Genomic DNA, 22,079 nt, shown 5'->3' with positions numbered 1-22,079 from the left:
AGTAAATCTAAATTTATGCGAAAATACGACGTCAGCAAACAAGAGAAACAATCGATCGACGATATTGTCCAATTTTGGAAGAAAGAAAACCTGTTGGATGAACAAAAAGCGAACGAGCTGATGGATAGTTTGGACGTAAAAAGTTTTGACTGGGGACAACTGGCGAGATATGCTTTTTGGATTGCCTTGGCTTCTTTGGTCTTTGCTGTTTTTTCGTTGTTTACAGATGCATCATTCTTGGCCTTTGTCGATACACTTTACGAAGCGCCTAATATCCTATTTTGCTTCTTTTTTGCTGCTGTGGCCGTATTATTCTATACGCTGGGTTTTCGGTATAAGAAACGATATCCTTATAAAAATCTATCCACTGAAACGATGATGCTGATTGGGGTTTTTGGAACAGCAGCCTGCATCGGATTTATGGGTAAAGTATTGGATAAAGATACGATGCATTATTCCTTGTTATTTTTACTCTCTGTTGCAATTTATGGCTTTCTTGCTGTTAAGCTAGACAGTAAACTGATTTGGACCTTTATGCTTTTGGCTTTGGGGGTATGGTTTGCGACCGAGACGGCCTACCATAGCAATTGGGGCTTTAAGTTTTGGGGAATGAATTACCCACTTCGTTTTACCATCTTCGGAGCGCTGCTCACCGCTTTGGCCGTTTGGGTTCAACCGCGGTTCGAACGCCTGCAAATCTTTCAGCCTATCAGTTATATTGTAGGGTTGATCTACCTGATGGTCTCCTTGTGGACCCTATCTATTTTTGGGAATTATGCTGATTTCTATGAATGGACGACAGTACGTCAATACCATATGTTCTATTGGGGTATTTTATCCACTGCCGTGTCGGCATTCTTGGTTGTCTACGGCTTAAAGGCTAAAGATAATGTAAGCAGGGAAGTGGGATTTGTATTTTTAGTACTTAATATCTATACCCGATATGTGGAGTATCTCTGGGATAATATCAATAGAGCCGTATTCTTTTTAATTTTAGCGGTGTCCTTTTGGTTTGTCGGTCGTTGGGCAGAGAAATTATGGAACAAGCGGAAAGAAGAGATTGCCGGATAATCCTTAAAATTGAATCGTAAATCCGACTGCTCTATGTGAACTGATACTAAGCTTGGGATCCAGGCTTAAGTATTTTCGGATTCGGGTAATAAAGACATCCATACTCCTTCCGGTAAAGAAATCTGCGTTTCCCCAGACCTTTTCAAGAATTTCTTCGCGTGTGACAAGTTGACCATTGTGTTGCGACAGAAATAGGAGAAGTTGCGATTCACGTTCAGTAAGCTTATATTGTTTCGAAGCATGGCTTAATAATAACTGTTCGGGATAGAAAATATACGTACCTATGGCAATCGATTTTGGGGTACTATTTTTCTGATTTCGCTTTAATATATTCTGTATGCGAAGTAACAGTTCTTCAGGATCACAAGGTTTGGTGATATAATCATCGGCACCGATTTTTAGTCCCGTGAGCTTATCTATTTTTTGCTCCTTGGCTGTTAAAAAGATAAATGGCAACGTGGGGTATAGGGCGTTGATTTCTTTGGCAAGGCTAAAACCACTAATTTGAGGCAGCATAACATCCAGTATAACCAGATCATAATCGGCTAGCTGCTGGAAATTTTCCGTAAGATCATTGGGCTGCGCTATCCAGTCTATGTTAAATGTGGATAGCTCAAGGTATTGCTTGAGCATAAAACCAAAATCTGGGTCATCTTCCACGAGTAGTATTTTGTTCATATGCTATTTTCAGTCGTTAATGTATTGATTGTCTATTCCCTATTTTTTTTTCGCTGATCATCCCTGCTGCTGATTATGATGTCTGTGATTGAATAGCAACGAGGGGCAGCTGAATTTTAAACGTAGTGCCTACATCGGGCTTGCTGGTTACGGTAAGCTGTCCGTGATAACGATCCACGATTGTCTTAACAAGAAAAAGACCGATTCCCAAACCTTTGCTGTCGTGAATATTGTCTTTCTGGATGCGGTAAAACTTGTCGAAAATATAAGGTAACTCGGACTCCGCCATGCCGTAACCATTATCCTGTATATAAATCGAGAGTTTACCTTTCTGATCCTCAAAAGAGATATTAATCCAAGTTGCACCATATTTTACGGCATTGTTCATCAGGTTTTGAAATAGTGTTGTCGCATCATTTAGGCTCAGGCATAATTTACCGTCAGGCAAGGGGCTTAATTGGAATGCGATAGCCGGATTGGTCAATTGAAAGTCTTCGAAAATAGCGTGTAGTTCTCTGTTGGTAATAGGGCGCTGATCCCTTGTCTGAAGATTCTCGCTCAGTGGGTTGAGGGTTTGTTCGAGACGGTTTGCCTGACGTTCAATGACTGTTATGATATTGTCGTCTGTTGATTTCCGTAGTGTTTTAGCTGCAATCTTCAAGGTTGCGATTGGCGTTTTGAGCTCATGAGAAATATTGTCAACGACATCGTGTAGCACGCTGATCTGTTTCTGCTGTTTTCTGAGATTCTGAATGGTTCTATAAAAAAGCCAAAGGAAGGCGACAAGAATAAAAAGGGTGCTCAACAGAAGCGAAGTAAGTTCTTTGAATAATATCCAGTTGAGATTCGTCACCTCAAACGATGTCTTCCTATGTACAAGAAAGGTATATAAGACTTCTTTGCTCTGGATGCTGTTTTCGATTTTCTGTGTTTCTGTTTTTTCTGTTATCCACTCGCTTGAGGAAAGTTCAACGGGCTGCCGAAAAGCTCCAGACGTTGTGTAGATGGTAATGGGACCCGCTGCGATCTGTTTTTCTAAGCTCTTGAAATAGATGCCCAAAATTTCTTTTTTCAGGATGACATCCATTCCAAGTGGCTGAAATAGACTGTCGACATATTGCGTTAGCCTCTGGGATGTTTTATGTGCATTTGCACTGTAAAGTCCTTTCAGTTTTTCAGCCGTAATCTCATTTTTAACCAATTTGATATAATAGTCTCTGGCAATGTCCTTACTCATTAAATCATCATCAAAAAGCTTGTCATTGTCATGAAGCTTGCCAAGCTTACTCTTCACAGTGGCAAAAATATCACGCTGTTTGAGCTGATAGGTATTATACAATTGATACCCCTGTATGCCGATAAGTACAGCAAAAAACAGCGTAAAGAGGACGATATAACTTTTGGGCTTCAATTCCATACACAAATATAACTGCTGACGGCTAAGATAATATACCTTAACGCAGCATTAACCCTTTGTTAACTATCATTTGCTTCAACTATAGGCACTTTTGAAGCATAGAATATCAGCGTATTAAATGGCCGCGGTTGTCAAATACGGATGACCACAAACTGGCCTATGTGTTACAAAACATAAATTCTAACAAATAGAATAATGCGGATAAGCTATACTAGAATTAAAAGACTAATTATTTGTACATGAAATTGATCCTATTTTTTCTGGCTTTCCCCTTGTTGCTTTCGGCACAGACCAAACAAATCGGGGGGCAAGTACAGGATGCAAACAAAATTGTGCTGGCGGGAGCGACCGTTATGCTATTGGATAGCAACTATCAGGAGATCCGGGAAGTAAAGACGGACCATTTTGGAAAATTTATACTTATGCTGGATCATCCTAGTGGCTACTATCTACGAACAACCTATCTAAACTTCAAGTCTCAGGAACTTTTTTTTCACAGCGATACCATTTCACGCCCTTTCTTGCTTGAACTTCTTCCCGAAGCAAAGGTACTCGAAGAAGCACAAGTCGTCGCTCGCGCTCCTAGATTGATCCGCAAGTTGGACCGCTTGGAATTTAACGTTCAGAATTCAAATCTTTCAGCGCTTAACAGCTGGGACATTTTGAAGCGTACGCCATTGGTGATGGTGAATGGTGCGGATTTAATGGTTCGTGGAAGCAAAAATATTGTTGTCCTCATTAATGAGCGAAAAGTGATGCTCACGGGGGATGAACTGAAAACCTATCTGGAGAATACAGCAGGTAGCGACGTGCAATCGATAGAGGTTATTACCAATCCACCAGCAAAATATGAAGCTGAGGGAAGTACGATTATCAATATTAAACTTTCTAAATCGAACCTATATGGCTACAGAGGCTCAGCGGTTGCATTGGCCGAAAAAAGCAGTACTTGGAAGCAACTGCTTGGACTGACCCAGTATTATAAAAATGAAAAAATCAATCTTCGTGGTACCTATAATTTCGGAAGAGGGACTTACGCCCGCTATGAAACGAATTATGTGTATTATCCGAACGAGCAAACCTCATGGGAAGGTGTAATGGATAGATTTGATACCAACAACAGTCAGAACAGCTATGTGTTTTCGATAGATTATACACCCGATACAACCTGGACAGTCAACGCCGGACTAAATGGATATTACGGACCGAAAACCTATGGTATCTATGAGGTACCCACGATCATATACGATAAAAATCATGTGCAGGAATCCTCTTATCTCACTACTAATGATCATCAACGATCGGCAAAAACGAATAACCTCTATCTTCAGGTAACTAAGAAAATTAATCCCAAATGGAGCATAAACTGGTCATCCTATTTTACAGATAACCATTCTACCAACGATCAGGATGTTTTGACGGCACTGCGATTTAAGGGGGAGGAACCTACAGACACTCGATTTATCAGTAATAATGAAAATAAAAACCGGCTTTTTTCTTCACAGATAGATTTCACCGGGAAAATAAAGAAACTGGGGCTGGAGTTTGGTGGGAAATTTAGTGATGTGAAAACAACAAGCACCCTTGCTTTTTCTGATGATGAATCCGGTACTCTTCAGCACCGGCTCGACAAGAGCAGTGTGTTTGATTACAAAGAACGGAATATAGCTGTATATACCTCATTCGATTATGCTTGGAAGAAATGGAGCTGGAAAGCTGGTTTAAGGGGGGAATATACCAATTTGGAAGGTATTGTGTCCGAACCAGCTGATATTAATAAGCGTGATTATTTTGTGCTCTTCCCGACATTTTACATGCAATATGCCTTGGCTGACGATCAGCAGTTCGGCTTTTCTTATGGAAAGCGTATTAGTCGCCCAGCATACTCTTGGCTTAATCCTGCTAAGTCCTACTATAATCGCTTTTCCTACTTTCAGGGAGATCCACGTTTAAGGGCGACGATCGTCCATAACCTCAATCTGACCTGGACCAAAAACAACTGGAATATCGATCTATTTTACCGATTTGAGAAGTGGCCGAATATGGAAATTTCCCGTCAAGATAACAACAATCACCAGCTGATTTTCCAATATACCAATATCAAGAAAGGACAAGGGGCGGGTATAGACCTGGGTAAGAGTTTTCAGCTGACAGGACGCTGGGGATTGAATCTCCAGTTGGAAGGAATGTATAACGAGAATTACTTTATGGGGACTGATGATGTATTGCACAAGAATGATGTGTATATCGGCAACGGAAACGTAAGTACCAACTATGTACTGCATAAAGATGCTGGCTGGAACTTTGAGCTGGGTAACACATTTACATCCCCGACGATACAAGGGCCATTTAAAATCACAGGATATTCAAGTACCTATGTGACGACAAATCGAAAGTTCTTTAAGAAGAAATTTGAAGTGAATCTATCATTTATGGACATTTTCAAAACGGAAAAAATGACGATATCATCCAAGTATGGCGACCAAAATAACTTTTATAAAGATTACCGCGATACTAGAAAGGTGAATCTGACGCTGCGGTATCATTTTGGAAACCAGAAGGTCAAGAGCAGCAATCAGCCAACAAGAACAGAAGAGCAGAATCGCTTGTAAATCAGTTAATTTTGACGAAGTCAAATCCTGCTGCAGACGCTATTTACTTGGTATATCTCCATGCGCCGGTAAAGAGAATAAATACCGCATGGATCAAAAGCAATAATCCTCCACATCGAATGTGGAGGATTATCAGATGCCAGGAAAGTATTTTCTTAGTTTATTTTCAGTGAATACGTGATATTGATACCGCCAGCGGCAAGCATATCATGTACTGAGCAATATTTTTTAACGGCCAGTTCAGCCGCTTTAGCTGCTTTTAGCTCATCAATTTCGCCTTTTAGGAAAAAATTGATGTGGATATCTGTAAATACCTGCGGGATTTCTTCGCGTCGTTTTCCTTCCACTTCGACCTGGATATCGTCAATTTGCTGGCGTTGTTTTACTAGTATGCTATGGAGGTCAAAGACGCTACAAGAACCCAGTGCCATTAAAACCAATTCCATTGGACGAACACCTTTTCCTTCGCCGCCGATAGCTTCCGAGCCATCGATGTTGACTTTGACAGGAGATAATTCACTGCTGGCTTCGAAATGCACAGCTTGGTTGACACGGTTTAATTTGATTTTCATCTTATTTTATTTTATTCTTTTTTGCTCGTTTAGACTCCTTTTTCAATCCATACGAGGGTTTTGTTGTTCAATCTACACTAAACAAACTTAGATAAATTACCTTTTATATGCAATATAATTGCGTAGTATATAAAAGTAATTTATCGATCTCTCCTCTGCCTATTGAGGAACTTATTTATAGAGGAAATATACAAAAAAGGCAGACGATTATTCGTCTGCCTTTTGTCAGTATGTAGATCACTCTTTATTTTGTGACGGTATCGGGTAGTTTGACACCGCGATATTTCGCTACATCAACCTGTGGAATCTTTGAGCCATATTTAGAATTGATGGCGCTGATAAAGATGTTCGCCATTAGGGCGTTTCCAATTGGTGTTAAGTGAATACCATCTAAAGAGAATGCATTTCCGGTAATGTATTTTGCACTCACCGCTAGTCCGTTGATACGAACACCTCCTTTTACATTATTCAAGAATTCATGCACATCAGCTAAAGCTAGACCTTTTGAATTTGCAGCAGCTTTGATAGCAGCATTATACTCGTTGATACGTTGTACGACCGTTGCTGTTTCGCTTACATCAAGTACGTATTTGTCTTCGACGGGATTCAGCGGGTGTAAGCCGTATGGAATTTGTGCAGCATTTGGTTTTCCCAATAATCCTGTTGAGGAGAAAGGAAGGACAAAATAATCTTGATCGTTAGCTGCACGGGGGCCTGACTTGGTTGCTATGTAGATATTTGTTACCGGTGTCGGCGGATTTGTTGCATTGACAGCTGCCAATAACGCAGCACGGGTTACCGTTGTAAAATAGGGTGTTGCTGTTACATCTGGAATTGTTGCTAGTACTCCTTTTTGTCCGCCAGCGGTTAATGTCGTCACATAGTTGCCCAGTAATGATGTGAATAGCGCAGTGGAGGTTAATGTTGATGTAGGTCCATCTTCTACACCACCATTTGTAGCCCAGCCTAATGCATCGTTGTTACCTAGGGCGAAACTAAAAAATGTGTGATTTTGCGCTGTGGAATAAGCAAAATACGTTTTCATTGCATCAGCATCAGGCAGCAAGCGTTCGAAATACATATTTCCAGCCTGTGATCCTATTCCAGCTACAAAAGCCATATCCATACGCATGCCCGGTACACCAAGGTTGTTGATCGGATCGGTATATTTTGTCAATAATTTTGGTGAAGCTGAGCGGTAGGCCAATTTATCCGTTACCTGTGCCGTTACCGGCTGGCCATTGACGAGCGCTGTAAGTGTAATATAACCAGAACCATTGGCTTGATCTTCACTGAAAAACGGCGATTTGAATTCACCACCACCGACTTGCTTTAACTGTTCGGCAATTAAATTTGGATAGGCTACCTTTTGACCTTCCAGATACAGTCCACCATCCGCATACCCAGCAGTCAATGAATTTCCGATGGCAACATATTTTGAAAAATTGAGCGATCCTGCCGAAGGCGTATATTCGTCCAATGTAGGTTTACATGAGGAGATCGCAAAAAGTGCTAACGCCGCAGCTATATAAAGTTTGTTTTTTTTCATCTTAGTCAAATTTGGCTGTTAATTACCATTTATAGCTTACACCAATACCGGGAGCAAAAATATTTGTCACATATGTACCTGAAAGATGGCTCTCCACATTAGTTGACGGACGAGCCACAATGCGTTGGTAAGCAAACGAACCTGTGACGTCAATTTTTGGTGATGGTTTTACCGTAAAACCTCCAGATATCAAATATCTCGTGTTATCGGGTGTCTCAGGATAGACATAGGCGCTCTGTTGTACCGGTGTTGCGATCACACCGCCACCTATACGTAATTGCAGGCGGTCGGAAGCAATATATTCCAATCCTGCTTTAATAGATCCTGCTTTGTCGTATTTTTTTGGTGAATGGGTATCTTGCAATACAGGTGTGTTTTCTTTGTAATCGAAATCTAGGGCTTTATATATGTCGTAGTTAATGAGCGTTGCATCAAGAGCCATCTTCAATTTCTCCGAAATAGGGAAGGCGATGCCCGCGGCAAATGTCGAAGGAAGCGGTAGCTCAGCACTGAATTTGTTACCTGCAGGAAAATTGCTAGCCACCGATTCAGGCACGTCAAAAGTTGCATCACCATTTTTAAGTTTAGTGACAACTTTAGATCGGTAACTTACCGATATTGCAAATTCGTCTTCTAGGTTATAATGGATGCCAACGTTATAACCTGTGCCAGTTCCGGTTCCTTTTAGGGTCGCTAATCCGGCGTGACCATCTGGGTAAAATACTGGAACAGAATTCTCGAGGTCTACCGTACCAATGTTGTATACAAAACCGCCACCGACACTAAAATTTTCAGTCAGTTTGAAACTTAATGTAGGCTGAATATAGATTGCACGAAGCGAAAGGCTAACCAAACTGAATTTACCTACCCAATCTTTTCCCCAATCGACGGCTCCACCATAAGGTGTGTAGACGCCAATACCCGCTTTCCACCAGGAGTTTTTAGGACCGAATGCGGCAAATAATGAAAAAGGAGTTGAAATCTGATTTCTAGTATGATAAACAACTGTACTCCCAACCTCTTGAAATGCAGATTTATACATGACGGCATTACCAGCAATCGAAATGGCATTATGATCCATTTTTGCTAAGGCGCCCGGACTATAGAAAATGGAAGATTCATCTAAAAAGTAAGCAGAGCCTGCTCCCCCCATTCCCACTGCCTTGGGACTTTGTAGATTCACTTGTGATCCTTGTGCAAACAGGAGTGACGGACTTGCACAAAGTATTGAGAATAGTAGTTTCTTCATACTAGTGTTTATTGTTTGGTTAACATTCCTCTATCAAATACAATGCTAACATAATAAATGTTTGACTAAAATTAATAAATGTTGTGTAATATTTTTTTTGCTCGTACCTTTAAGTGCAAGGATACTAAAAATTAAACGATCATATTATATGGCTACAATCACTTTTAAAGGCAATCCAGTAAACACAAAAGGCAGTTTACCACAAGTTGGCGAGCAAGCTCCTGATTTTAAATTAACTGCAGGCGATCTTTCCGATAAATCTCTAGCGGATTTCAAAGGAAAAAAAATTGTATTAAATATTTTCCCTAGTGTAGACACCGGAACTTGTGCCGCTTCCGTACGTGCATTTAATAAAGAAGCATCGCAGTTAGATAATACTGTTGTGTTATGTATATCGAAAGATCTACCTTTTGCACAAGGTCGTTTTTGTGCAGCAGAAGGTCTAAATAATGTGGTGACATTATCGGAGTATAAAGATTCAAACTTTTCAGATGCTTATCAACTGGCTATCGCCGATGGACCGTTGGCAGGTTTGTTGAGCCGTGTTGTCATTACACTGGATGAAACTGGAAAAGTGTTGTATGAAGAGCAAGTTGCAGAAATTGCTGACGAGCCAAACTATGCGGCAGCGATCGCATCTTTGAATTAAGAATAACTTTGGAATAATCTAAAAAGCCTTTGCTTATGCAAAGGCTTTTTTAGTTGATCTATATTCGCTAACTATAACAAAGCGAATGTTTATCTTGTTTTTTCTAATGCTTGTAAGATGTCGTTAATGATATCTTGTTGATCTTCCAAACCTACAGAGAGGCGGATGCTGCCCGGTTTGATGCCTAAGTTCAAGCGTTCATCTTCTGACAATTTTGAGTGGGTAGTAGAGGCTGGATGCGTCGCGATTGATCTTGAATCTCCTAGATTAGAGGTGTATAAAATCATTTCCAAATGATCCACAAAGGCTTTTGCTCGCTCAAAACCACCTTTGACAACAAAGGTTACAATACCGCCACCAGCTTTCATTTGTTTCTTGGCCAGCTCATATTGTGGGTGGCTTGGTAAAAATGGATATTTTACATCCTCAATTTCCGCATGATTTTCTAAGGCTTCGGCCAAAGCCAATGCGTTGGAACAATGACGGTCCATACGAATGCCCAGCGTGTCTAAACTTTTTGATATGATCCATGCATTGAATGGGGAGAGTGCTGGACCTGTATGACGAATGAAGAACATCAATTTGTCGATTAGCTCTTGTTTTCCAACCACAATTCCACCTAAGACACGACCTTGCCCATCCATATATTTGGTGGCCGAATGGATAACTAGGTCAAATCCATATTGAATCGGTTTCTGAAGATAAGGCGTAGCAAAGCAGTTGTCGATCGACAGAATGATATGGGGATATTTCTCCTTGAATTTACCCAACCATTCCAAATCAACCAGTTCCAAACCAGGATTGGATGGCGATTCCAAAAAGATGATTTTCGTATTGGGTTGAATCGCTTTTTCCCATTCTTCAGGATTAGCAGCGTCTACGTAAGTTGTGGTAACACCCCAACGTGGGAAGAGTTCCGTAAATAACTGATGCGTAGAACCGAATATCGCGCGTGAAGAAACGATATGGTCTCCACTTTCGATAATGCCCGCAAAGGAGGCAAATACTGCTGCCATACCTGATGCAAAAGACAACCCTGCCTCTGCGCCTTCAAGAATACAAACTTTGTTGATGAATTCTGAAGTATTTGGATTGGCATAGCGGGAATAAATCATTGCATCCTCTTCGCCAGCAAAGACCGCCCGACCTTGTTCAGCGCTGTCGAAGATAAAACTTGATGTAAGGTATAAAGGAGTCGAATGTTCGCGAAGTGCTGAACGATCGACCTGTTCACGTATGATTTTAGATTGATCTTGTTTCATGATGTGTAAAGGTACGAGATGAAAATTTTATATTCATATAATTAGCAATGAAATAACCCCTTTTTATAAAAAAAAAGACTATCGCCCTCTATTATATTCCTTTTGCCTTATTTTTCCTATTCAAAGGACGTAGACACGATGCGAAGAGGAGGTGAAGAAGATGACAGGCTCTTGAACAAAAAAGGCCGGTACATGTACCGGCCTCCTCTTTTACCTTAAACTAACCTATTTTTTAACAAACTGCATGACGACGATGTCGCCAGAAATAAATGTTAATTCATTATCCCGTACATCGAAGTTTGTCGTAGACTTCAAACCATTCATAAATTCGTTGTAAGCTGCATTCTCACAGTGCATCATAGTTGAAACCAATTTATCACCAATTTTGATCGAATTGCCTTTTTCACTTTCGTAGGTTCCACCAATACCATTACAACCATTGTTACCATCTACTTTGTGGTCTTTCGTATTGAAAGTCAATGTTGGAATTTTGTCCTTAAATAAATCCTTAAGTTGTTTTCCTGCTGTCTCTGCTGTGGTCAGGGATTTAAGTTCCCAGGTGCCTTCCAAAGATGCATTGTCCACTGTGCTCGGTTTTTGGACGGTAGTAGCCGTGTCGCCGGAACCTGTTGCCTCAGCTTTTTTTCCAGTTGTGTTACATGCGATTGTTGAAAACGCCAATGCAACCGCTAAAATCATTAAATTTCCTCTCATAATCATTTTTAATAATATAAAACTTTTGTTATTTCGTCAGTATCTATATCCATGAAAGCAATCCGAAACTCCTTTCTGGTCAATACGCTAGCGTAGCAAGCTCATTGATACCTTAATGAAAAAATACAAATCCGTAAAGACAGATACGTTCAGAAAAAACATTCCTTTTTCTGCCCTATACTTATAATTATCATGCCAATCTCAAGGATAGCCTAAGCGAGCATCTAGTCGAACGCTGCTAACTACCTTATCCTCTATTAATAAAGGATGGATGATTTTTGTTTGATCAATAAGCGAAAGAATCCGATTTTTCAGGGAATTAGCGTGAAAAAAGGATGAAAAATTAAAAGATTGGCTGTAAAAAGCAGCATGGATAGATTGGAAGACTTATTTTAATCAATCGATTGATTTGATCAAAAAATACGATTTGCCCCAGGAATACATCCTAATGGAGCTGAGCATCGCTCGGTTTTGTACGCAAATGTTACATACAGCATTTTGCAAAACTTCTTATCTTAGGGCTTTACAACCTAATTTTCTAGCACATAAATATAGACTATGTTGACAATCTTGTTATCCTCCATTTTACTTTCCAGCGGGCCTGTAGCCAAATCAGATACTTTAAAAGCTTACGGGGCCTTGCCAAACGAGCGTCAATTAAAGTGGCAGGAGATGGAAACGTATTGTTTGATTCATTATACGCCGACGACTTTCCAAAATAAGGAGTGGGGCTATGGTGATGCACAACCCTCATTGTTTAACCCTTCGGCTTTTGATGCAAATCAAATTGCTAAGGCAGCTGCAGCAGGTGGTTTCAGGGGTTTAATTAGTGTAGCAAAGCACCATGACGGATTCTGTTTGTGGCCAACCAAGACAACATCCTATAGTATCGCTTCTTCACCGTGGGAAAACGGGAAAGGTGATATGGTCAAAGATTTTATGCAAGCGACCCATCGCAATGGGATGAAATTTGGTGTATATCTTTCTGCTTGGGACCGTCACGATGAGCGTTACGGCACACCGGCCTATGCCGATGCCTACAGACAGCAGCTGACCGAACTGATGAGCAATTATGGCCCATTGTTTACGTCATGGCACGACGGAGCAAATGGCGGTGATGGCTTTTATGGCGGACATGAAGGGAAGCGTATCATCGATCGAACAACATACTATGAGTGGCATGAGAAAACATGGCCTATTGTAAGAAAATTACAGCCTGAAGCCGTTATTTTCTCAGATATCGGTCCGGATATGCGTTGGGTGGGCAATGAAAAAGGATTTGCTGCTGAAACATCATGGGCAACATTTACGCCGATTGGCTTAAATGGAAAAATCGCTGTACCTGGAGCGACAGAATCACACAATGCCGAAACGGGCGACCGTAACGGTAAATATTGGATACCTGCTGAATGTGACGTACCACAACGTCCGGGATGGTTTTATCATGAAGAACAAGATAGCCGTGTAAAAACACCCAATCAGCTTTTTGAGATCTATTTAAAATCAGTGGGAAGGGGAGCATGTATGAATCTTGGCTTAGCACCGATGCCTTCTGGTACATTACATGAGAATGATGTGAAGTCGCTGCAGGCTTTTGGAAAAAAAGTGAAGGAAACTTTCCGTACCAATTTAGCCAAAGGAGCGACCATCACGGCATCCAATACTCGTAATAGTGATTCGAAATCCTATGGTACTTCCTTTATTACAGATAACGACCGCTATAGCTATTGGGCAACAGACGATTCCAAAACATCGGCTACATTGGAAATAAAATTAAAATCCCCTGCTAAGTTCGACCTAATTCAGTTGCGGGAGAATATTAAGTTGGGACAACGTATAGATAGTGTCTCCATTGAACGTTGGGAAAATAACAGCTGGAAACCTTTGGCCAAAGCAACAAGTATCGGCGCAAACCGCCTCATCAAACTCGAGCAACCTCAAACTGCAAGTAAACTACGTCTTCATGTTTATGCTCCGGTAGCAATCACGCTCAGTGATTTTGGACTGTTCAAGGAGTACAACGAACCCTTTGCATTTAATACCAAAGAGGTGAAAAAGCTGACAGGGTTCAAGATTTCGACAGGTAGATCCAATAATAATGCTTATTTATCTGACGGAAAACCAAGTACTTTTGCGACTGTTGCCGATCAAGGTGTAATCGTTGTCGCTACAGACAAACCTGTTTCTGGTATCGGCTTCCTTCCTCGTCAGGATGGAAAGAACGTAGGGACACCAACACATTACAAAATATCAACTAGTACTGACGGGAAAACATGGACCCTTGTTAAAGAGGGTGAGTTTTCCAATATTAAGGCGAATCCGATTTTGCAACAGGTGTTTTTCGATACGAACAGCGCAACCAAGTTTATCAAATTTGAACCAAAACAATTTATTGATGGCAATGAATTAGCCATAGCGGAATTTGAATTGTATGGTAAATAGATTTTTAATGCTTATCGTGGTATGTATATGTCATACCACGATACTTTTTGCTCAACAAAATCCACGCGTACTTTGGTATAATAAGCCTGCGAAGGTTTGGGAAGAGACCTTGCCATTAGGAAACGGACTCATCGGCATGATGCCAGATGGAAATCCTAGTCATGAAAAGATCGTACTCAACGAGATTAGTATGTGGTCGGGCAGTCCAGAGGATCCCAATAATTATGAAGCCTATAAAAATGTTGAAGCTATTCAGGCGCTGCTTAAGGCCGGTAAAAATGATGAAGCCGAAAAATTGGTCAATGAAACTTTTGTGACCAAAGGCAAGGGGTCTGGTTTTGGTAATGGGGCAACGGTTCCCTACGGCTGTTATCAGCTGTTCGGCGACCTTATACTCGATTATAAATTGCCTGCTGGAACGATCGAAGGTTACAAGCGTTCCCTGGACTTAGCGACGGCCTCTGCACAAACTTCATTCAAGATCAATGGACAGCAAGTCCAACGCCGTTATTATACTTCTTTTGACAACAATGTCGGTGTTATCCAATTAAGCCAAGGCAAAGATGTGGTACAGCAGTTAGGCATATCATTCCAGCGCCAGGAAAATATTGACCGTTATACCTTGTTGGACGATGGGATTCTGGTTGAGGGATCTTTGCCTGATGGAAAAGGTGGTAAAAATCTGAAATTCGTTGGATTTATTCAGGTTAAAGGTAAAAATCTGCAGATCAACAAAAAGGATAAAACCTTAGAGGTGTCGGCAAATGGTGGTCTTACGATCTATTTCTCAGCAAGTACTTCCTATTATGGAAAGGACCCCTTACCTGTTGTCAAAGCAGCGGTTACAGCAGCAAAAACTGCTGACGAACAAAAGGTATATCGGAATCATCTCGCTGCGTATCAAAAGGTCTTCGATCGGGTAAGTCTTAATCTGTATGGAAATACAGCGAATAACGCTATTCCGACCAATGAACGCATTGCTAATTTTTATAAAAATCCGGTTGCTGATCCCGATTTGGCAACGGTTTATTACCAATATGGAAGGTATTTGAATATTTCAAGTGCTGCCCCGAAAAATACAAAAGCGCTCCCGCCAAACCTTCAGGGACTATGGGCTAATCAGATCAATACGCCTTGGAATGGTGATTATCATCTCAACATCAATGCACAGATGAATCATTGGGGCGTGGAGGTTAATAATCTGAACGAGTATCATGAGCCTTTCATCGAAATGATAAAACGGATTGCAAAGACAGGTGAGCAGACTGCAAAGGCATACTATAATGCACCGGGGTGGGTGGTCTATATGATGACGAATATCTGGGGCTATTCCGCTCCGGGTGAGCAGGCTTCCTGGGGAGCGAGTACGGCATCGGGCTGGCTATGTAATCATCTCTGGGAACATTATCAGTTTACTGAGGATAAAAATTATCTCAAGGAGATTTACCCGATACTCAAAGGAGCAGCAGAGTTTTACGATCATACGCTCGTGCAGGACCCTAAGACAGGATGGTGGGTCACTTCACCGTCGGTGTCGCCGGAAAATGCTTTCCGAATGGCCAATGGAAAAGTTGCTGCGGTTGTGATGGGACCTACCATTGATAATCAGATCGTACGGGAATTATACCAGGCGGTGATCCAAGCGGATTCTATCCTGGCGACGAACGATAGTTTTGCCAGTGCCTTGAAATCGAAGCTGAAGGATATCCCTCCGCCTGTAGTCGTTAGCCCATCGGGGCGTGTCATGGAATGGCTCGAAGACTATCAGGAAGTTGAACCTAAACACCGACATGTATCGCATTTATATGGTTTGTATCCTGCGGCATTTATCTCGCCACAGACGACACCTGAATGGGCTGAAGCTGCACGTAAGACTTTAGCTGTGCGCGGCGATGAAGGAACGGGCTGGTCGAGAGCCTGGAAAATATTGTTTTGGGCGAGATTACAGGACGGTGATCATGCACTCGAAATTCTAAGGCAGTTGCTTAAACCTGCTTTTACCAATGAAACAACCTATCAGGGAATCGGGGCAGGTACCTACCCTAATTTATTCTGTGCGCATCCGCCTTTTCAGATTGATGGAAACTTTGGCGGTGCAGCCGGGATTGCCGAGATGTTGATACAGAGCCACAATGGTTATATCCATCTATTACCTGCTCTACCCAAAGCTTGGTCAAAGGGTGAAGTTAAGGGACTTAGAACCCGTGGAAACTATACCGTAGACATCAAATGGGAAAATGGAAAGGTTTCCGCCTTGCAGATTAAAGGTAAAAAAGGAAAGCTTCGTCTATTTGAAAACGGAAACTATAAAGATTATGAAGTTCGTTAAATATTTTTGTTTGGTGTCTGTGCTGGCCTTGGGGACGACAGCTTGTACCCAAAAGTCCGAATCGGCGAAGACAGCCGCCTTGTTGAATAGCTTTAGCTATAAAATAACCGGAAAAACTACCGCCGGGGACGGGACTCAGGTGAGCCTCGTCGATCACGATAATAAATTGCAGCAATTTGTAAAAACACAGGTTGCCAATGGGCAATTTGTTCTGGAAGGTGAATTGGCTATGGCCGGATTTTATGATATTCAGATAAAGGGTATGGAGCCCTATACGTTATTTGTCGAAGGCGGGAGTGAATATGATTTGAGTGAAAATCAGGGCAAGTTTACCTTGACAACCTCTTCACAGAATGCGAACGATTTTGTGCAGTTCAATGCAGCCTACCAAAAGCGTGAACAGGAGGAAAAAAATAAAACGGCAAATAAAAGTCAAAGGGTAAGGCAACTGGAGAGCCAGTTGCCTTCGATGGCTGCAAGAAATGACGGTTCCTATGAAAAAACAGTAGATGAAATACAGCGCTTAAGTGGCAATACAGCATTTAATCCACGCACACTATACGCCGATTTTATTCTCGATAGTACCCATCGTTCATCCTTGGTATTGCCTTATTTTTTTAAATACATCTCCTTGGATCAGACGAACTATAAAAAATTCGATGCCGCATTGCTGAGTTTTAATGCAGATTTACAGAAACATCCTTATTTTAAGTTTGCACGTGAAAAGGTCGATAAGGTGAAAGACTTCTATGAAAATATGCCTGTATTTCCTGCTATTAGCCCCATGAATGTAGAACGGGATAGTTTGAATTTGAAGGATTTTTCAAAAGCTAAAATGCTGATTGCCGCGTTTTGGAGAACTTCCAATACAAATAGTAAGGCGGATATAGAGATGTTACGGAAAAAAGAATCTCAGTTGAACGCAATGGGGGTAAGGGTTATCTATTTTTCGCTGGATAAGGATCTGGATAAATGGATCAAATCAAGTAAAGAGCTTGCCCTGGGCAAGCAGAGCTATTTTTTGAATTATAACGACCAAGCAACGATGGAAAATGATTTTGGTATAGATCGTACGCCAAGTTATCTATGGATAAATCCACAGACTTTCCAAATTTTATCCTTGAGTGGTGAGGACCCAGCGATGCCACAGTTTTTAGGGAAGGTAAAGGAATTTCTTGCTAAAAATTAACGATTATTGTCTTAAAAAATCTTACATTTGAATTAACTGTTTAATATTTGTTATTTCAATACGTAATGAAAGTCGTTCAATTTACAGTTCCGGTAGTTTACCAAGGATCTATTTGTGTGCAGGAAGATATTCTGCCTTCATTCTATAGCAACTACCACCGACACAAGGAAATCCAGCTGACCTATATTTTGAAGGGGCGAGGAACCTTTATGATTGGCAACTTTACCCACAATTTTGAAGAGGACGAGATCTATATCGTTGATGCGGATGAACCGCATATGTTCAAAACAGGGGAGGATATAAAGGATGGTATTCATGCCATCCATATTTTTTTCGACTACGAGCATTTTAAACCTTTTCTGGATTTCCCTGAATTTGATGATGTTAAATATTTTCTGGAACACATCAACGTCAGTAAAAAATTGGATGCGGAGCACTCCGTTGCGTTGAAAGAGAAGTTTGTACAGATTAACGTGAGTGCGGGCATAGATCGCCTCCTCTCGTTTGTGAAGCTGATTAATTTTTTAAGTAAAAAAGTAGATCAATGGACTTCGCTGTATACAGGCATTCCACAAAAGAAGTTCTCCGATGCCGAAGGATTGCGAATCAATGAAATATTCCAATATACTTTCCAGCATTTTGGAGACAAGATTTCTTTAGAAGATATAGCAGCGGTGGCACACATGACCCCACACGCGTTTTGCAAGTATTTTAAGAAGCATACACGTAAAACCTATGTGACCTTCCTCAATGAAATCCGGATTGAACGCGCCTGTAAAATGTTGATTGACGAATCTTCAGAAAGTGTTTCTAATATCGCTTTTAAAACAGGGTTTAACAATGTTGTCAATTTCAATCGGGTGTTCAAAAAAATAACCAAGCTTTCGCCGAGTGAATATGTACAGGAACATCGTATGCGTGACTAAGCTGTTTGTCGGATGTTACGATGCGGGAACCTTATCCCATTGATTTTTGGTAGGCGCCCTGCGGAGATCTGAAGAATGGTTTTATTGACAATATCGGAGAAAGACTCGTCAATAAAATTTAAAGATAGCAGGTGCTAAAATGTTATTTTTGAGTTCTAACGATAACCATTCCGATGAATAAAAATCTATTTATTGCACTTATAATTTTATGTATATCTGTGCTGCAGCTGCGGGCCCAAAATTCTCTTTTTAAGATCGATACACTGCAATACCAAGGGACGGATAAGCATATTGTCAATCTGGTGATTTTGGGGGACGGTTATACGAAAGTGCAGCTGGATGATTACGCTGCTGATGCCAGGCAGTTTACCAACTATTTTTTCTCGATCGAACCCTTCAAACAGTACAGCAGTTTTTTTAATGTGTTTGCAGTCCGTACGATTTCCGAGGAATCTGGTGCAGCGCATGATTGCAAAGCGGGTGATTGTGTGCATGGTGAGACCGATTTAAGTAAATATCCACCACGTTACAACAAGTTTACACGAGATCATGCTGTTCCGGTTGCCCATCCAAACACGATTTTTGGAAGCAGCTTTGACAATGGTGGTTTACATCGTTTGGTTGTACCGCAAAAAAATGATCGTATTGAAGAGGTATTGAAAATGCATACCCCAAATTATACACAGGTCGTTGTATTGGTGAATTCCCCGTTTTATGGTGGTTCAGGAGGAAAATGGGCAACTTCTACGGTTAATTTTAAGAGCAATGATATCGCGGTACACGAAATTGGACATTCTTTTGCCCAGCTTGCTGATGAATATTGGGCTGGAAATCAATATGCCATTGAATCTGTAAACCGCTCACAATCGGCAGATGCAAAGCAGGTCCCCTGGAAATACTGGCTTGGAAAAGACGGAGTTGGTATTTACTCTTATGGTGGTAAAGGTTCGCCCTCTAACTGGTTTAGACCACATGAATATTGTAAAATGCAATATCTAGTAGCTCCATTTTGTCCCGTTTGTCAAGAGCAATTTGTTGCTTCCATCAAGAAAAAGTCAAGTCCATTTATTCAGGTAAAACCTGCACTCGATAAGCCGATTACTTTAGATAGTGTTCAGAAGTTTTCGCTACGTTTGGCAAAACCTTCTCCGAACACCTTTAAAATGTCCTGGTTGTTGAATGATCAAACAATTGCGACCGACATTGATTCGATTTACCTTGATCCAGGAATGCTAAGCGTTGGAGCAAATACGTTGAAGGTCATGATTCAAGATACGACAAATCTAGTGCGTAATCCATCCTATGTCAACCACCGGGACTCGGTTGTGTGGACCTTTAATCAGGTAAAATTGATTGATTTAGCGAAACCATCGACCACATGGGGCGATACATTGGAAACCTGTTATGGTGGTGCTCAGGTGCTCACGGTAAAGCATCCTGTTGCCGGACTTGAATATCGTTGGTATGATGCCGCTACAGGATTTTGGGAAGAGACAGGCAATAATATTGTGTTACAAAATATTGTGGAATCAAAAGTATACTTCGTCCGTGGTATTTGGGATGACCGCACCTCCGAGACGACAAAAATTCATATCCATACACTGGGTAAAATCGATAAACCAAAGCGTATTGAGGTAAAAATCGATAAGAAGAAGAATACAGTACAGTTGACGGTAAAGGATAAAGTCGATGGGCGTTATAACTACATCTGGTCGAATGAAGATGGCAGTCCGATCTATGAATGGGATGAATTTAATGGGGAGTATGTACGCCCAACGGGGGTAAATAATGTGCTCACAATGAAATTACCAACCTCCTCTGGAAAGATATATGTTCAAAAAATAGATAAAGAGACAACGTGTAAAAGTGAGAAAACAATTGTAACTTTTTAGTTGTATTCTTGGAATGAAATGATTTATAAGTTAATTTTAATCTGCCGGTTAATTAACTTATAAATCATTTATATTTATGAAACGAAAATCCAAGTCAACTTGGGGAATTCTTTCATGTGTATTCATCTTGGTTTTAGCCGCGATGCCTTCGTGCAAAAAGCATGCAAAACTTCCCGATGAAAACGATGAAACAATTCATGCTGTAAAATTCAAAGTCAAGGATTTTGAAGCGATTGTTACTCCGCTAAAAAAACAATCAACCAAAGCAAAACGGGCTGCGCTAAGCGGAGCTGCTTCCGAAAACGAATTGCTGTACCACTGGACATTTGATAACAGCAACACTATTCCTGATATGGCACTCGATGCTGCTGTTTTGATCGATTACAACAATGAAAAGACAGACTATGATTTCCTGGCCGGTTGGCCCGCAACGGGAAAAGCCTTAAGTTTTAAAGGCGGGAAAGAGATCCTAATCAAAATCCCCACCAAGGGTATTCAATCCTTAGGCAACTGGACGTTTGATGGCAATAGTTCGAGTTCAGGGCCAAGGGCGTTATTGTTGAGTTATTCTCTGGATAAAGGAAATAGCTTTTCGGTGCTCTCAGACACCATTAGGTATCCTCCAAATGTGTCAATTTCTGCTAAAATTCCCATGAGTACACCGTTAGCAGATATTTCTCTTGGCAACAGCAAAGAGCTATGGTTGAAAATCTCATTATTTGCCGGGAGCAGAGACGGTGGGATGGGCTACAGTCCAACGACAGGTACGTTTAAGATGGATAACTTGATGATTTATGGGCAAGTAAAGCCAGAGGCTTTACCCAGCAAGTTTTACTACCATGTGTTTGATGCGAAAACGAAGGCCATGATCAAATCGGGAGTGCTTAATTCGCAGGAAACTTTCGATGTTGAATTGCCGATTGGAACCTATTACCTGAGTCTGATTGCTAAAAATTCAACATTGCCGCTGATTATGGCAGAGGCTGTGGATTTTGAACACTTTTATGCTACGAATGCTTTTTCTGAACAATCTGCGGAGTTGTTTGCAGGTCGGGATACCTTTGAGGTTAAGGGCGCACTAGAACGGGTCCTAAACTTAAACCGGATCTACAGCGAGGTCAAGTTGACTTTTACAGACAGCGAAGATCTGAGCGCAATTGATAGTATTCAGGTGGAGCAACTTCATCCTGTATTTCATTATTATCCTTTTATGACGCGAAGTAGCGATCAGTTCGATAAAAGTGTGTTGACGGTTGTCCCACATTTTACGGTAGCTGATCAAAGTTTTTCGTTCAACCAATTTATGGGCTATTATCGCGATAACAAGGTTATTAGATATCAGTTCCGAGTTTTCAAAGGCGGCCAACTGTTGCGTACATTTGAACTGGGAAGCGAAATCCGAAATAATGTTCAAATACAGTTTAAGGGCAAATTGCTGGAGACCGCCAATGGGAATCTGGGATTTCAGGTCGTGAAGAACGAACAGTGGGACGACAATATTGTGATAGAATACTAGCACAGTTGTTGT

At 41.1% G+C, this 22,079-nt stretch carries 16 protein-coding genes; 9 read left to right on the top strand and 7 right to left on the bottom strand.

The features are described 5' to 3' along the window. Nucleotides 1-15: 15 nt before the first annotated feature. Nucleotides 16-1,071 (top strand): hypothetical protein, encoded by a 1,056-nt coding sequence (locus B3P16_RS13135; RefSeq protein WP_046673687.1) that lies wholly within the window; start codon nucleotides 16-18, stop codon nucleotides 1,069-1,071. Between the two features lie 3 nt (nucleotides 1,072-1,074). Here B3P16_RS13135 and B3P16_RS13130 read toward each other — a convergent pair whose 3' ends face one another. Together B3P16_RS13130 and B3P16_RS13125 are read right to left on the bottom strand one after the other, a co-directional pair. Continuing rightward, nucleotides 1,075-1,749, bottom strand: coding sequence for a response regulator transcription factor (locus B3P16_RS13130; RefSeq protein ID WP_046673688.1), 675 nt, complete (start codon nucleotides 1,747-1,749; stop codon nucleotides 1,075-1,077). Between the two features lie 73 nt (nucleotides 1,750-1,822). Then, complete coding sequence (locus tag B3P16_RS13125) at nucleotides 1,823-3,166, bottom strand: sensor histidine kinase (RefSeq protein ID WP_286843235.1); 1,344 nt, start codon at nucleotides 3,164-3,166, stop codon at nucleotides 1,823-1,825. Between the two features lie 239 nt (nucleotides 3,167-3,405). Between B3P16_RS13125 and B3P16_RS13120 the strand changes: the two genes are divergently transcribed. Continuing rightward, complete coding sequence (locus B3P16_RS13120) at nucleotides 3,406-5,778, top strand: outer membrane beta-barrel family protein (protein ID WP_286843233.1); 2,373 nt, start codon at nucleotides 3,406-3,408, stop codon at nucleotides 5,776-5,778. 155 nt (nucleotides 5,779-5,933) lie between these two features. Here B3P16_RS13120 and B3P16_RS13115 read toward each other — a convergent pair whose 3' ends face one another. The 3 genes from B3P16_RS13115 to B3P16_RS13105 all read right to left on the bottom strand — a co-directional run bounded on the left by B3P16_RS13115 (nucleotide 5,934) and on the right by B3P16_RS13105 (nucleotide 9,148). Further along, nucleotides 5,934-6,350, bottom strand: a complete 417-nt coding sequence (locus tag B3P16_RS13115) for an OsmC family protein (RefSeq protein ID WP_046673691.1) — start codon at nucleotides 6,348-6,350, stop codon at nucleotides 5,934-5,936. 244 nt (nucleotides 6,351-6,594) lie between these two features. Then, entirely contained in the window at nucleotides 6,595-7,899 is a 1,305-nt protein-coding gene (locus B3P16_RS13110; protein ID WP_286843231.1) for an SGNH/GDSL hydrolase family protein, read from the bottom strand. A gap of 22 nt (nucleotides 7,900-7,921) precedes the next feature. Beyond that, complete coding sequence (locus tag B3P16_RS13105) at nucleotides 7,922-9,148, bottom strand: OmpP1/FadL family transporter (RefSeq protein ID WP_286843229.1); 1,227 nt, start codon at nucleotides 9,146-9,148, stop codon at nucleotides 7,922-7,924. 148 nt (nucleotides 9,149-9,296) lie between these two features. On the opposite strand from B3P16_RS13105, the gene tpx reads away from it, so the two are divergent. Further along, nucleotides 9,297-9,797, top strand: coding sequence for a thiol peroxidase (gene tpx, locus B3P16_RS13100; protein ID WP_046673694.1), 501 nt, complete (start codon nucleotides 9,297-9,299; stop codon nucleotides 9,795-9,797). Between the two features lie 89 nt (nucleotides 9,798-9,886). Here the strand turns inward: tpx and B3P16_RS13095 are convergent, their stop codons facing one another. Together B3P16_RS13095 and B3P16_RS13090 are read right to left on the bottom strand one after the other, a co-directional pair. Beyond that, nucleotides 9,887-11,059, bottom strand: coding sequence for a trans-sulfuration enzyme family protein (locus tag B3P16_RS13095; protein ID WP_286752698.1), 1,173 nt, complete (start codon nucleotides 11,057-11,059; stop codon nucleotides 9,887-9,889). A gap of 225 nt (nucleotides 11,060-11,284) precedes the next feature. Then, nucleotides 11,285-11,773, bottom strand: coding sequence for an META domain-containing protein (locus tag B3P16_RS13090; RefSeq protein WP_046673701.1), 489 nt, complete (start codon nucleotides 11,771-11,773; stop codon nucleotides 11,285-11,287). A gap of 558 nt (nucleotides 11,774-12,331) precedes the next feature. Between B3P16_RS13090 and B3P16_RS13085 the strand changes: the two genes are divergently transcribed. The 6 genes from B3P16_RS13085 to B3P16_RS13060 all read left to right on the top strand — a co-directional run bounded on the left by B3P16_RS13085 (nucleotide 12,332) and on the right by B3P16_RS13060 (nucleotide 22,067). Then, nucleotides 12,332-14,215, top strand: a complete 1,884-nt coding sequence (locus B3P16_RS13085) for an alpha-L-fucosidase (protein WP_286843227.1) — start codon at nucleotides 12,332-12,334, stop codon at nucleotides 14,213-14,215. Next, nucleotides 14,205-16,544, top strand: coding sequence for a glycoside hydrolase family 95 protein (locus B3P16_RS13080; RefSeq protein WP_286843225.1), 2,340 nt, complete (start codon nucleotides 14,205-14,207; stop codon nucleotides 16,542-16,544). The genes B3P16_RS13085 and B3P16_RS13080 overlap by 11 nt, the downstream gene beginning before the upstream one ends. Then, a complete protein-coding gene (locus B3P16_RS13075) occupies nucleotides 16,531-17,733 on the top strand; it encodes a DUF4369 domain-containing protein (protein ID WP_286843223.1) in 1,203 nt (400 codons plus the stop codon). The genes B3P16_RS13080 and B3P16_RS13075 overlap by 14 nt, the downstream gene beginning before the upstream one ends. Nucleotides 17,734-17,798: 65 nt before the next feature. After that, nucleotides 17,799-18,659 (top strand): helix-turn-helix domain-containing protein, encoded by an 861-nt coding sequence (locus B3P16_RS13070; RefSeq protein ID WP_112374998.1) that lies wholly within the window; start codon nucleotides 17,799-17,801, stop codon nucleotides 18,657-18,659. Between the two features lie 173 nt (nucleotides 18,660-18,832). Beyond that, complete coding sequence (locus B3P16_RS13065) at nucleotides 18,833-20,551, top strand: M64 family metallopeptidase (protein ID WP_286843222.1); 1,719 nt, start codon at nucleotides 18,833-18,835, stop codon at nucleotides 20,549-20,551. 76 nt (nucleotides 20,552-20,627) lie between these two features. Beyond that, on the top strand, nucleotides 20,628-22,067 hold the full coding sequence (locus B3P16_RS13060; protein ID WP_286752693.1) for a hypothetical protein: 1,440 nt from the start codon (nucleotides 20,628-20,630) through the stop codon (nucleotides 22,065-22,067). Nucleotides 22,068-22,079: the final 12 nt, after the last annotated feature.

It is taken from the genome of Sphingobacterium sp. UBA7631, assembly GCF_002483935.1.
Lineage (GTDB): Bacteria > Bacteroidota > Bacteroidia > Sphingobacteriales > Sphingobacteriaceae > Sphingobacterium > Sphingobacterium multivorum.
This window is presented reverse-complemented; position numbering and strand designations above follow the sequence as displayed.